The organism is Telluria sp. ZT3P25 (assembly GCF_059685895.1).
The window spans coordinates 2,941,936-2,954,300 of record NZ_JCASIJ010000001.1; the positions used below are offsets into that span (position 1 = coordinate 2,941,936).

A 12,365-nucleotide genomic window follows, 5' to 3' on the forward strand; every position below is an offset into this window, starting at 1 on the left:
AGGAGAAGACCAGCCCTGAGCGGGATCACGTCACGCCAGCGTCGCTGTCACCGGCCTCTGCCGCCGCCGGATCGAAGAAGCGCAGCACCTCTTCCTGCACCCGCGTGCGCTTGAACGACGGCAGGCTCTGCCAGATGCGGCGTCCGTACGGCTTGGTGATGATGCGCGGATCGCAGATCATCAACACGCCCCGGTCGTCGACGTCGCGGATCAGGCGTCCGGCGCCCTGCTTGAGCGTGATGATCGCCTCGGGCAACTGGTGGTGCATGAAGCCGTTGAGGCCCTGCTTTTCCATGACCTCGATGCGCGCGGCCAGCACCGGATCGTCCGGCGGCGCGAATGGCAGCTTGTCGATGATCACGAGCGACAGCGCATCGCCGCGCACGTCGACACCTTCCCAGAAACTCTGGCTGCCCACCAGCACGGCATTGCCGGCCGTGCGGAACGAGTCGAGCAATTCGGTGCGGCCCCGCTCACCCTGCACGAACAGCGGGAAATCCCAGCCGCGCTCGGCAAACTCCACCCGCAGGCGTTCCGCCACCTTGTTGACGGCGCGAATCGTCGTGCACAGGAAGAACGTGCGTCCGCCAGCGGCCTTGATCACCGGCAGAGCGGCGTCGACGACGGCATCGGTGTAGACCGCTGCCTGCGGCTCCGGCAAGCCGGTTGGCACGTACAGCAAGCCCTGGTTCACGTAGTCGAACGGGCTTGGCCAGGTCTTGGCCGGCTCGCCCGTCAGGCCCAGCTGATCGGAGAAATGCTTGAAATCGTTTTTAACGGCCAGGGTTGCCGACGTGAATATCCAGCTGCGCGGCGTGCCTTCGCGCTGGTTGGAAAAGATCGGCGCGATCGACAGCGGCGTCTTGTGCAGCTGCAGCGACGACGCGAACGCTTCGGCCCACAGTACCGCCTGCTCGGCTGCCGGCGCCTTGGCGTCGGGCTTCCAGCCGTCGATGGCCGCCGCCAGGTCGTGCGCCCGCACGCGGCAGGCTTCGATCGTTTCGGCGCGCGCGGCGTTTTCTTCGAGCACGGTGATCATCCCCGCCAGCTCGGCCTTGAGCCTGTCGAGCGCCGGGAAGAATTGCGACGTCGGCATGATCTGCGGCAGCGACAGGCGCAGATTGCCTTCACCAAACGCCAGGCGCAGGTCGCGCGCCGCTTTCTCGACGACGGTGACGACCTTGGCCCAGTCCGGCCCGCCCCGTGCATGGGCCAGGCCCTCGGCCAGCACATCGCGGCATAGTTCGAGCACTTGCGAGGTCGACACCGACTGGCCGAAGAACAGCGTCGCCGTGTCGGGCAGCTGGTGCGCCTCGTCGAAGATGATGGTGTTGGCCGACGGCAGCAGCTCGGCCACGCCGGTGTCCTTCAGCGCCACGTCGGCAAAGAACAGGTGGTGGTTGACGACGACGATGTCGGCCTGCTGCGCTTCGCGCCGCGCCTTCATGACGAAACAGTCCTGGTAGTACTGGCACTCGGCGCCCATGCAGGTGTCGCGCGTGGACGTGACGAGGTTCCAGACCGTGGCGGTTTCCGGCACCTTGGCCAGCTCGGCCTTGTCGCCCGAGTTCGTCATTTTGATGAAGCGCGAGATTTCGCGCAGGTGGCCGACGTCGTCGCGCGACGTCAGGCGGCCATTCTGCAGTGTGCGCTCCAGATGAAAATGGCAGACGTAGTTCGAGCGGCCCTTGAGCAGCGCCACCGAGACCGGCGCGCGCAGCGCGGCGCGGATGGTCGGGATATCGCGCATGAACAACTGGTCCTGCAGGTTCTTGGTGCCGGTCGAGACGATCGTCTTGCCGCCCCACAGCAGCGCCGGGACCAGGTAGGCGAAGGTCTTGCCCGTGCCCGTACCGGCCTCGGCCATGAGCACTTGCTGGTTGTCGATGGCGTGGGCGACGGCCTTGGCCATCTCGGTCTGAGCCTGGCGTGGCTTGAAGGTGCCGACGGCGGGCGCGAGCGGGCCGCCCGCACCGAACAGGCGGTCGAGGTCAGCGTCGTACTTGCCGGCGGGGACAACGGAGTCGGTCGACGCGGCGGAAAGTGCTTCCACGGCGCCAGTGGCCGACCCAGCCGTCCCGACCGGCTCTGCGGCAGGGCCGGGAACAGGGAGATGGTCGGTCAATGTATGTGTCGTAACTTTGCTTGTAAGACGTGGCTTGAAGCAATGGCTCAGGCCGGGATATCGGGGACCAGCTGCATCTTCAGCAGCGTAATATGATCTTTGAGCTGCAGTTTACGCTTTTTGAGGCGGCGCAGTTGTAACCCGTCCGCGTGGCCGTCCGCCGTCAACAGGGCAATGACGGCGTCAAGGTCGCGGTGTTCCACGTCGAGTTCAATAATACGGCGCTGGATGTCCTGGACATCGATCATGATGGTCTGTTCCAAACAGTGTTTACAGATGGGATTGCGGAAATGGGAGCCGGTCGGCGCTGGCGCAGCGGGCCTTCCAGTATTGCTGCAAGCAAATCTTCTTGCTTGTTGCTTGGTTCTCGGTGCATAGTTTAATCCACGCGGTCATTGCCGCCAACAAAGATTGGCGTTAGGCCTAAGAAAACAAGCATTTATGACTTCCTACAGGATTGAAGCGGGCACCGCGCAACACATCGGTAACCGCCCCCAACAGAACGATCGCGCCGCCCTGTTTACGGGCGCGCGCGCGCCTGGCTATGTGCTCGCGGTGCTGTCCGACGGCATCGCCAGCCCCGCCGGCGCCGAACAGGTGCTGCACACGGCGCGCCAGGTATTCGACGAATTCAAGCCGGGCGACCATCCGGACATCGAGCGCCTCGCCCAGCTGCTGCACGAAATCATCAGCGAAACCCACACGGTGATCAAGATGAACGCCATCGCCGGCAAGACCGAACTGCACGCCAGCTTCGTCGGGCTGGTCATCAGTCCGCATGGCGAGGCGGTCTGGGCCCATGTGGGCGATTCGCGTCTGTACCGCTTCGAGCACGACAAATGCGCAATGCGCACCAGCGACGTTGCCTATGTCGAGCACCTGATTTCGAGCGACCGCCTGCCGGCCGATGCGGCGCGCAACCACCGCCGCTCCAAGCTGCTCCTGAATGTACTGGGAAACAGCCGCAAGGAACCGTTCGTCACGACCGGCAGCCATACGGGCCTGGTCGCTGGCGACAGCTTTTTGCTCGGTTCCGATGGCCTGTGGCATTTCTTCACCGACGCCGAACTGGCCGCCGTGACCGCCAAGTCCACACCGCGCCAGGCCGCCGAAAAGCTCATCAGCAAAGCCGGTGAGCGTTCTCAGGGCAAGGGCGGCAACTGCACGATGGCGATCGTCAAGCTGGTCAACCCCCCCGGCGCCTAGTTGCTCGCTGCCGGCGGCTGACCCGCCTTCTTCGCGGCGTCATCCGCCGCGCGCTTGGCAGCCTTTGCTTCACGATCGGCGACACGGCGTGCGACCTGCTTCTGTCGCTCGATCGATTCCACACGCCGCGCTTCGGCCGCGGCCACATTCTGCGCCGCCCTCGCCTGGGCGCTTTGGGTACGGGCGGCATTCTCCTGCAGGCGCTTGGTGCGGGCTGCGCGCGATTCAGTCGGCGTCGTGCGCGCGGCCGGCAAGGCAGTGCTTGGCGGCGCCTTGACGGCCGGTGGATTGGCCGCCAGTTCGGCTTCTTCTTTCTGGAACTCGGCCTCGGACACGGCCAGCGCGCGATCGCGCTCGTCGACCTTGGCCTGGCGCAGATAGCGCGATGCTTCGATCTCGATGGCGCGCTGTTCCAGCAGCGCCACGCGCTGCTGCTCGCTTGCCTCGTCCAGGCAACGGGTGACGAAGAACTTCTCGTAGCAGACCACTTCGCGTTCGGCGTAACGGGTTTCGATGGCGCGGCGCTCGGCGGCCACCGCTGCCAGGCGTTGTTCGGCCTGCGCGGTCGAGGTCGATGCGGGAGGCGGCACATCCGGCGCCGCCGGCTGTGTCGTCGAGCAGGCCGCCAGCAGGCTTGCCAGGGCCAGCAGCGCGCCTGCGCGCAGCGTGGTAATGCGTGTCATGTGGATCCTTGTTGTCGTGCCTGGCCGTATCAGGCGATCTTGTCGGCCGCGCCGCGCCGCTCGGAGAGCATGTATTCGCGCGACTGCATCTCGATGATACGCGATACGGTCCGGTGAAATTCATTGGCCAGCTGGCCCTGCGTGTAGAGCTCTTCGGGCTCGACGGCTGCGGACATGATCAGCTTGACCTTGTGGTCGTAGAACACGTCGATCAGCCAGGTGAAACGGCGTGCTTCGGACGATTGCGCCGCCGACATCGCAGGAATACCCGACAGCACCACCGTGTGAAACTGGCTGGCCAGTTCCAGGTAATCGTTCTGCGAGCGCGGGCCACCGCACAGCGTGGCAAAATCGAACCAGATCACGCCGCCGGCACGGCGCAGCGCGCGGATCTCGCGGTTTTCGATGTGCACGACCGGCGCTTCGTCCGCGATGTCGGCCACCTTGGCATAGGCGTCGCGCAGGGCGCGGTCGGACGCGGCATTCAGTGGCGTGTAATACGCCTCCACCTGCTCGAGCGCACGCTTGCGGTAATCGTTGCCGGCATCGACGTTCAGCACGTCCAGCTTGTCCTGCAGCAGCGCGATGGTCGGCAGCATGCGGTCGCGGTGCAAGCCGTCCGGGTACAGCGTCGACGGCTCGTAGTTCGACGTCATCACGAAGCTCACGCCATTGTCGAACAGCGCCTTGAGCAGGTTGTACAGGATCATCGCATCGGCGATGTCCGAGACGTGGAATTCGTCGAAGCAGATCAGCCGGTATTTCTTGGCGATGCGCTTGGCGACTTCGTCGAGCGGATCGGCCACGCCCTTCAATTCATCGAGTTGCCCGTGGACGGCGCGCATGAATTCATGGAAGTGCAGGCGCGTCTTGCGCACCACTGGCACGACCGAATAGAACGAGTCCATCAGGAACGATTTGCCGCGCCCCACCCCGCCCCACATATACACGCCCTTGGGCACCGTGGGACGGTTGATCAGGCGCTTGAAAGCGGACGACCGCTGGGCCTTGTAGGCGACCCAGTCGTCGTACGCCTGCTGCAGGCGATCCACCGCCATTTGCTGCGCGGGGTCGGACGTGAAACCACGCGCGTTGAGCTCGTGTACATAATATTCTTGAACGTTCATGGGATACCGATAAAAACATGGGGTGGACGGCGACGCCGTCCACCCCATGGAATTCACGCGCCGGCAAGCATGCCGGCGAAGTTTCTGCTGCTTAGAAGTTCAGCGAACGCTTGTCCACCGCCAGAGCGGCTTCTTTGGTGGCTTCCGACAGCGACGGGTGCGCGTGGCAGATGCGGGCGATGTCTTCGCTTGATGCCTTGAATTCCATCGCCACGACGGCTTCCGAAATCAGCTCGGACGCCATTGGGCCCACGATGTGCACGCCCAGGATTTCGTCGGTCGTGGCATCGGCCAGGAACTTGACCATGCCCGACGTGTCACCCAGTGCGCGCGCACGGCCGTTGGCCATGAACGGGAAGGTACCGGCCTTGTAGGCGATGCCTTCGGCCTTGAGCTGCTGCTCGGTCTTGCCGACCCACGAAATCTCTGGCGACGTGTAGATGACCCAAGGAATCGTGTTGAAGTTGACGTGACCGTGCTGACCGGCGATACGCTCGGCCACAGCAACGCCTTCTTCTTCGGCCTTGTGCGCCAGCATCGGGCCGCGCACGACATCGCCCACTGCCCACACGCCCGGCAGATTGGTGCGGCACTCGTCGTCGACGACGACAAAGCCGCGCTCGTCGAGCTGCACGCCCACGGCTTCGGCGTTCAGGCCGATCGTGTTCGGCACGCGGCCGATCGAGATGATCAGGCGGTCGAACGTGGTGCTCTGCTCGGCGCCGGTGCTGTCGGCATACGCCACGGTGACGTTGTTCTCGCCCTTTGTGATCGCGCCGATCTTGCAACCGAGGTTGATTTTGAGGCCCTGCTTTACGAACAGCTTGTGCGCTTCTTTGGCGATCTGCTCATCGACTGCGCCCAGGAAGGTCGGCAGACCTTCGAGCACGGTGACGTCAGCGCCGACACGGCGCCAGACGCTGCCCATTTCGAGGCCGATGACGCCGGCGCCGATCACGCCCAGCTTGCCCGGGACCGCATCGATGGCCAGTGCACCCACGTTCGACAGGATCAGTTTCTCGTCGAATTCGGCGCCCGGCAGCTGGCGTGCGTTCGAACCGGTCGCGATGACCACGTTCTTGGCGGTCAGCGTGTCGGTGGTCGGGCCGCTGACATTGATGGTGTAACCGCCTTCGGCAGTGCCGGCGAACGCGCCGCGGCCGTGGAAGAAGGTGACCTTGTTCTTCTTGAACAGGAACAGGATGCCGTCGTTGTTCTGCTTGACGATCGTGTCCTTGCGACCCAGCATCTTGCCCAGGTCGAGTTCGAGACCCGAGACGTTGATGCCGTGGTCGGCAAACGCGTGACCGGCGTGCTCGAAGTGCTCCGACGACTGCAGCAGTGCTTTCGACGGGATGCAGCCGACGTTGGTGCAGGTTCCGCCCGGGGCAGGCTTGCCGGCGGCGTTGCTCCATTCGTCGATACAGGCAACCTTGAAGCCCAGCTGGGCTGCGCGGATGGCAGCAATGTAACCGCCAGGACCGCCGCCGATGACGACGACGTCAAATTGTTTATCGCTCATTACATGATTCCTTTTTTATTCTTCCGGAACAAATACCCACAGCAGCAGGTAGATCAGGATGCCGAAGCCGAACGTCAGGACGAACAGCACGAAGATCAGGCGCCAGACCCATGACTCGAGGCCATAGGTGCGGGCCAGGCCACCACACACGCCGCCAAGCCAGCGATCGAGCCGCGTGCGGCGCAGGCCGCTGAGCAGGTCGTCACGGTGCGTGTCGAACGATGAGCCGCTCTTGAACGCACTCTCCTTCGTCAGGCTGACGGTGGACGCGCCGGATAAAATGCGCGCCTTGGCCTGCTCGAATTCGGCGTCGGTCAGCGCGCCGGCCTGGTGCAGTTCGTGCAGCCGCTTGATTTCGTCTGACAGCATGTCGTTCTCCGGCAAACTATGGCCGGCGCCACGGGGCGCCGGCCAGGTTGAGACTTACAGGTCCAGCAGCAGGCGGGCCGGATCTTCCAGCGCATCCTTCATCGCGACCAGGCCCAGGACGGCTTCGCGGCCGTCGATGATGCGGTGGTCGTACGACATGGCCAGGTAGTTCATCGGACGGATCACGATCTGACCGTTTTCGACAACCGCGCGGTCCTTGGTCGCGTGCACGCCCAGGATGGCCGACTGTGGTGGGTTGATGATCGGGGTCGACATCATCGAACCGAACACGCCGCCGTTCGAGATCGAGAACGTACCGCCGTTCAGGTCGTCCAGGGTCAGCTTGCCTTCCTTGGCTTTCTGGCCGAATTCACCGATTTTCTTTTCGATATCGGCGATCGACATCTGGTCGGCGTTGCGCAGGATCGGCACCACCAGACCACGTGGCGAACCGACAGCGATACCGATGTCGAAGTAGCCGTGGTAGACGATGTCGTTGCCGTCGACCGATGCGTTCAGCACCGGGTACTTCTTCAGTGCGGCAACGGCAGCCTTGACGAAGAACGACATGAAGCCCAGCTTGACGCCGTGCTCTTTCTCGAACTTGTCCTTGTACTTGTTGCGCAGCTCCATGACTGGCGCCATGTTCACTTCGTTGAACGTGGTCAGGATGGCGTTGGTCGACTGCGATTGCAGCAGGCGCTCGGCGATACGGGCGCGCAGGCGGCTCATCGGCACGCGCTCTTCCGGACGGTCGCCCTGGCTGGCAGGGGCGGCGGCAGCGACTTGCTGCAGTGGCGCCTTGGCAGGTGCGGCGGCTGGTGCAGGTGCTGCTGCAGCGGCTGGCTTGTTGGCGACAGCGGCCAGGGCGTCTCCCTTGGTCACGCGACCGTCACGGCCCGAGCCGTCAACGCCGGCGGCGTTCATGTTGTTGTCAGCCAGGATCTTGGCAGCGGCAGGCATTGCCACGCCGGCTTTCGACTGGTTCGATGCAGCTTCCGGGGCGGCTTGCGATGGCGCGGCAGCGATCGGTGCGTTTGGCGCGGCCGAGGGAATGGCTTTCACTGGCAGCGGGCTGGTCTGCGCCGATGCTTCGGTGTCGATGACGGCGATGACTTCACCGGCGACGACGGTTGCGCCGTCGGCCTTGAGCAGTTGCACGATCACGCCGGCGCTTGGCGCTGGCAGTTCCAGGACCACCTTGTCGGTCTCGATGTCGATCATGTTCTCGTCGCGCTCGACGGACTCGCCGACTTTCTTGTGCCAGGACAGCAGGGTCGCTTCAGCAACCGATTCCGACAATACAGGGACCTTGACTTCGATTTGTGCCATTTAAAACTCCAGTAATTATTCTTTGCAAGAAACCCCGACGCGCTGCGCCGGGGTCGTGGTCTTACTTATGCTTGTGCTTACTTCGTCAGAATGAAGCCCTTGAGCTTCGAGAACGCCGTCTCCAGCAGTTCTTTCTGCTGCGCTATATGCTTGTCGGCATAACCGACCGCAGGCGACGCCGAGGCGGCGCGGCCGGCGTATGCCAGGCGCTGGCCATCTTCCATGCCTTCGAAGATGTTGTGCTGGATCTGGAACCACGGGCCCTGGTTCTGCGGCTCGTCCTGCACCCACACCACTTCGCCGGCGTTCGGGAACTTTTTGAGTTCGGCGCCAAACGATTTGTGCGGGAACGGGTACATCTGTTCCATGCGGATGATCGCGGTGTCGGTGACAGCGCGCGCCTTGCGTGCATTGACCAGGTCGAAGTAGACCTTGCCCGAGCAGACCAGCACGCGCTTGACCTTCGATGCGTCGATCTTCTCGTCGCATTCGCCGATCACGGTCTGGAAACCGCCCTTGGCCAGATCGGTCAGCGGCGAACCGGCATCCTTGTTACGCAGCAGCGACTTCGGAGTGAAGATCACCAGAGGCTTGCGGAACTGACGCACCATCTGACGACGCAGCAGGTGGAAGATCTGGGCGGCGGTCGTTGGCTGGACCACTTGCATATTGTTGTCTGCGCACAGTTGCAGGAAACGCTCGATACGTGCCGACGAGTGCTCCGGACCCTGGCCTTCGTAGCCGTGCGGCAGCATCATGACCAGGCCCGACGCGCGGCCCCACTTCACTTCGCCCGAGGCGATGAACTGGTCGATCACGACTTGCGCGCCGTTGACGAAGTCGCCGAACTGGGCTTCCCAGATCGTCAGCGTGTTTGGCTCTGCGGTCGAGAAACCATACTCGAACGCGAGCACGGCTTCTTCGGACAGCACCGAGTCGATCACGGTGAAGTTGGCCTGGTTCTCGGACACATTGGCCAGTGGCAGGTAGATGCCCTGGTCCCAACGTTCACGGTTCTGGTCGTGCAGCACGGCGTGGCGGTGCACGAACGTGCCGCGGCCGGCATCCTGGCCCGACAGGCGGATGGCGTAACCCGACGACAACAGTGACGCGTAGGCCAGATGTTCGCCCATGCCCCAGTCGAGGTTGACGTCGCCGCGGCCCATATTGGCGCGGTCGGCCAGCACCTTGTCGACCAGCGAGTGCGGCTTGAAGTTTTCTGGCGTGGTGGTGATGCGTTGCGCCAGGCGCTTCAGTTCGGTCAGTGGCACGGCGGTATCGGCCGCATCGGTCCACTTTTTGTTCAGGAACGGCGCCCAGTCGACGGCGTACTTGTTCTTGAAGTTGGTCAGCACCGGATCGACCGTGTGCTTGCCGGCGTCCATCGCATCGCGGAACGCAGCGACGAGCTTGTCGCCGCCGTCGGCTTCGATGGTGCCCTGCGCTGCCAGCTTTTCGGCGTACAGCTTGCGGGTGCCCGGGTGCTTGGCGATCTTCTTGTACATCAGCGGCTGGGTCAGCGCTGGCGTATCCTGTTCGTTGTGGCCCAGCTTGCGGTAGCAGATGATGTCGACGACGACGTCCTTGCCGAATTCGGCGCGGTAGTCGAGTGCGATCTGGCTGGCCAGCACGACGGCTTCAGGATCGTCGGCGTTCACGTGCAACACCGGCGCTTCGATCATCTTGACGACGTCCGAGCAGTACAGCGTCGAGCGCGCATCGCGCGGGTCGGACGTGGTGAAGCCGATCTGGTTGTTGATGACGATGTGGACCGTACCGCCCGTACCGTAGCCGCGGGTCTGCGCCAGGTTCAGGGTTTCCATGACGACGCCCTGGCCGGCGAATGCAGCATCGCCGTGCACGAGAATCGGCAAGACTTCTTTGCCCTTGCGGTCGCCACGGCGTTCCATACGCGCCTTGACCGAACCTTCGACGACCGGGTTGACGATCTCGAGGTGGGACGGATTAAAGGCCAGCGACAGGTGAACCGGGCCGCCCGGCGTGGTGATGTCGCTCGAGAAGCCCTGGTGGTATTTGACGTCACCGGCTGGCAGGTCGTCGGCGTGCTTGCCTTCGAATTCTTCGAACAGGTCGGCCGGGCTCTTGCCCAAGGTGTTGACCAGGACGTTCAGGCGGCCGCGGTGGGCCATGCCGATAACGATTTCCTGGACGCCCTTTTCACCGGCGCGCTGGATGACTTCGTCCATCGACGCGATGAACGATTCGCCACCTTCGAGCGAGAAGCGCTTGGCGCCGACGTACTTGGTGTGCAGGTAGCGCTCGAGGCCTTCGGCCGCGGTCAGGCGTTCGAGGATGTGTTTTTTCTTTTCAGCCGAGAAGGTCGGGGTCGAACGGATCGATTCCAGACGCTCTTGCAGCCAGCGCTTTTCGGTCGGGTCGCTGATGTACATGAACTCGGCACCGATCGAGCGGGTGTACGTGTCACGCAGCATGTTCAGGATATCGCGCAGTGGCGCGGTGTCTTGACCGAAATACGTATTGGTGATGTTGAAGACCGTGTCCATGTCGGACTCGGTGAAGCCATAGAACGCAGGATCGAGTTCTGGCAGCAGTGGACGTTCCTGGCGCTGCAGCGGATCCAGGTTGGCCCAGCGCGAACCGAGGTAACGGTAGGCGGCGGTGATCTGGGTCACGGCGACGCGCTTGCGGCCCAGTTCGGAGTCAGCCGAGGCGACTACGGTGCGGATCGGGCCTTGCTTGGCGCGTTCGGCGAACGACGCAATGACCGATGAGTGGACGACGTCAGGACGGTTCGAGCCATCGACGGCCGGCACGTGCTGCATCTGGTCGAAGTAGGCGCGCCAGTTTTCTGGCACCGACGTCGGATTGTCCAGATAGGCCTCGTACAACTCTTCCACGTACGGGGCATTGCCGCCGAACAGGTATGAGTTGGCGTTTTGTTGTTGCATCATTCTTGCTCACCTTTCTTTTCGCGCTTCGCGAGGGTTGGGCGGGTTATTTAACCTTCCGCGACACGGCCTGACCGTTTAGCGGATTGCACTTCAAGACATCAAGTTGTGGGGGAAGGACTGTTTCAGTACCGATACATGTGCAAAATCCTGCCTGTTTGCGCTCATGATTGTAACGCATGATCTCCCGCAGGGCAGATTACATTCCTAGAATAATTTATTTCCAAATGTGTTTTTGAACACTCGCTGCCGAGCGGCAAATTTGCGGTTGTCGTCAATACCACATTGACCATGTAAATGATAATCGTTATCATTTATCGCATGTCTACCTCTGCCCCGTCCCCTGATGTTGTCCAGCCCGTGTTGCCGGCATCGACCAAAGCAACCAGCGCGACCGCCCCCGCTCCCGCTACTGGCGGCATGCCCCAGCGCCTCCCAGGCGCGGGCCGCGCCATGTTTCTCAAGCAGTTGCACCAGTGGCACTGGATCAGCTCGGCGATCTGCCTGATGGCGATGCTGCTGTTCAGCTTTACGGGCCTGACGCTGAACAACGCGGCGCTGATCAAGGCCACGCCCGAGGTCACGCGCCTGAAAGCCACGTTGCCGGCACCGCTGCTTCCGCAATTCAGGCAATGGGCCGAAGAACATGCCGACGCCAAGGTGCCGCTGCCCAGCAGCATCGCCGACTGGACCAACAGCGCATTCCCCGTCGATGTGCGCGGCCAGCGCGCCGAATGGACCGAAGAAGACGCCTACATCGCCCTGCCCCGTCCCGGCGGCGACGCCTGGCTGCGCATCGCCGTCGACGGCAGCGCCGAATTCGAGCGCACCGACCGCGGCTGGATTTCGTGGCTCAACGACATGCACAAGGGCCGCAACACGGGCGCGGTCTGGAGCTGGTTCATCGACATTTTTTCGGTCGCTTGCATCGTGTTCTGCATCACGGGCTTTTTGATCATGAAATATCACGCCGCCAACCGGCCGTCGACCTGGCCGGTGATCGGGTTCGGCATTGTGCTGCCGGCCGTGCTGGCGTTGCTGTTTGTCCACTGAAGTTTGTCCAACTGAGCT

At 63.0% G+C, this 12,365-nt stretch carries 10 protein-coding genes; 2 read left to right on the forward strand and 8 right to left on the reverse strand.

Features of this window, described 5'->3' with window-relative positions:
- Positions 1-25: 25 nt before the first annotated feature.
- Both yoaA and AC56LY_RS13130 read right to left on the reverse strand, forming a co-directional pair.
- Positions 26-2,053, reverse strand: coding sequence for a DNA repair helicase YoaA (gene yoaA, locus AC56LY_RS13125; RefSeq protein WP_499580162.1), 2,028 nt, complete (start codon positions 2,051-2,053; stop codon positions 26-28).
- A gap of 119 nt (positions 2,054-2,172) precedes the next feature.
- Positions 2,173-2,373 (reverse strand): YdcH family protein, encoded by a 201-nt coding sequence (locus tag AC56LY_RS13130; protein ID WP_343025543.1) that lies wholly within the window; start codon positions 2,371-2,373, stop codon positions 2,173-2,175.
- Positions 2,374-2,566: 193 nt separating this feature from the next.
- Between AC56LY_RS13130 and AC56LY_RS13135 the strand changes: the two genes are divergently transcribed.
- Entirely contained in the window at positions 2,567-3,331 is a 765-nt protein-coding gene (locus AC56LY_RS13135) for a PP2C family protein-serine/threonine phosphatase (protein ID WP_499580165.1), read from the forward strand.
- Here the strand turns inward: AC56LY_RS13135 and AC56LY_RS13140 are convergent.
- The 6 genes from AC56LY_RS13140 to AC56LY_RS13165 all read right to left on the reverse strand — a co-directional run bounded on the left by AC56LY_RS13140 (position 3,328) and on the right by AC56LY_RS13165 (position 11,297).
- Positions 3,328-4,014, reverse strand: coding sequence for a hypothetical protein (locus tag AC56LY_RS13140; RefSeq protein WP_499580168.1), 687 nt, complete (start codon positions 4,012-4,014; stop codon positions 3,328-3,330). The genes AC56LY_RS13135 and AC56LY_RS13140 overlap by 4 nt on opposite strands.
- Before the next feature lie 29 nt (positions 4,015-4,043).
- Positions 4,044-5,141, reverse strand: a complete 1,098-nt coding sequence (gene zapE, locus AC56LY_RS13145) for a cell division protein ZapE (RefSeq protein WP_499580170.1) — start codon at positions 5,139-5,141, stop codon at positions 4,044-4,046.
- 91 nt (positions 5,142-5,232) lie between these two features.
- On the reverse strand, positions 5,233-6,663 hold the full coding sequence (lpdA, locus tag AC56LY_RS13150; RefSeq protein WP_499580172.1) for a dihydrolipoyl dehydrogenase: 1,431 nt from the start codon (positions 6,661-6,663) through the stop codon (positions 5,233-5,235).
- 15 nt (positions 6,664-6,678) lie between these two features.
- On the reverse strand, positions 6,679-7,032 hold the full coding sequence (locus AC56LY_RS13155; protein ID WP_499557407.1) for a PspC domain-containing protein: 354 nt from the start codon (positions 7,030-7,032) through the stop codon (positions 6,679-6,681).
- A gap of 54 nt (positions 7,033-7,086) precedes the next feature.
- Entirely contained in the window at positions 7,087-8,364 is a 1,278-nt protein-coding gene (gene odhB / locus AC56LY_RS13160) for a 2-oxoglutarate dehydrogenase complex dihydrolipoyllysine-residue succinyltransferase (RefSeq protein ID WP_499580174.1), read from the reverse strand.
- A gap of 77 nt (positions 8,365-8,441) precedes the next feature.
- Entirely contained in the window at positions 8,442-11,297 is a 2,856-nt protein-coding gene (locus tag AC56LY_RS13165) for a 2-oxoglutarate dehydrogenase E1 component (RefSeq protein ID WP_499580177.1), read from the reverse strand.
- 417 nt (positions 11,298-11,714) lie between these two features.
- Here AC56LY_RS13165 and AC56LY_RS13170 point away from each other — a divergent pair, with 417 nt between their 5' ends.
- Complete coding sequence (locus AC56LY_RS13170) at positions 11,715-12,347, forward strand: PepSY-associated TM helix domain-containing protein (protein WP_499580179.1); 633 nt, start codon at positions 11,715-11,717, stop codon at positions 12,345-12,347.
- Positions 12,348-12,365 lie beyond the last annotated feature (18 nt).

Excerpts from the sequence above, each read along its gene's own strand:
- odhB (WP_499580174.1), bottom strand. The coding sequence starts at position 8,364 with ATGGCACAAATCGAAGTCAAGGTCCCTGTATTGTCGGAATCGGTTGCT.
- zapE (WP_499580170.1), bottom strand. The coding sequence starts at position 5,141 with ATGAACGTTCAAGAATATTATGTACACGAGCTCAACGCGCGTGGTTTC.
- AC56LY_RS13165 (WP_499580177.1), bottom strand. The coding sequence starts at position 11,297 with ATGATGCAACAACAAAACGCCAACTCATACCTGTTCGGCGGCAATGCC.
- AC56LY_RS13155 (WP_499557407.1), bottom strand. The coding sequence starts at position 7,032 with ATGCTGTCAGACGAAATCAAGCGGCTGCACGAACTGCACCAGGCCGGC.
- lpdA (WP_499580172.1), bottom strand. The coding sequence starts at position 6,663 with ATGAGCGATAAACAATTTGACGTCGTCGTCATCGGCGGCGGTCCTGGC.
- AC56LY_RS13140 (WP_499580168.1), bottom strand. The coding sequence starts at position 4,014 with ATGACACGCATTACCACGCTGCGCGCAGGCGCGCTGCTGGCCCTGGCA.
- AC56LY_RS13135 (WP_499580165.1), top strand. The coding sequence starts at position 2,567 with ATGACTTCCTACAGGATTGAAGCGGGCACCGCGCAACACATCGGTAAC.
- AC56LY_RS13170 (WP_499580179.1), top strand. The coding sequence starts at position 11,715 with ATGCCCCAGCGCCTCCCAGGCGCGGGCCGCGCCATGTTTCTCAAGCAG.
- AC56LY_RS13130 (WP_343025543.1), bottom strand. The coding sequence starts at position 2,373 with ATGATCGATGTCCAGGACATCCAGCGCCGTATTATTGAACTCGACGTG.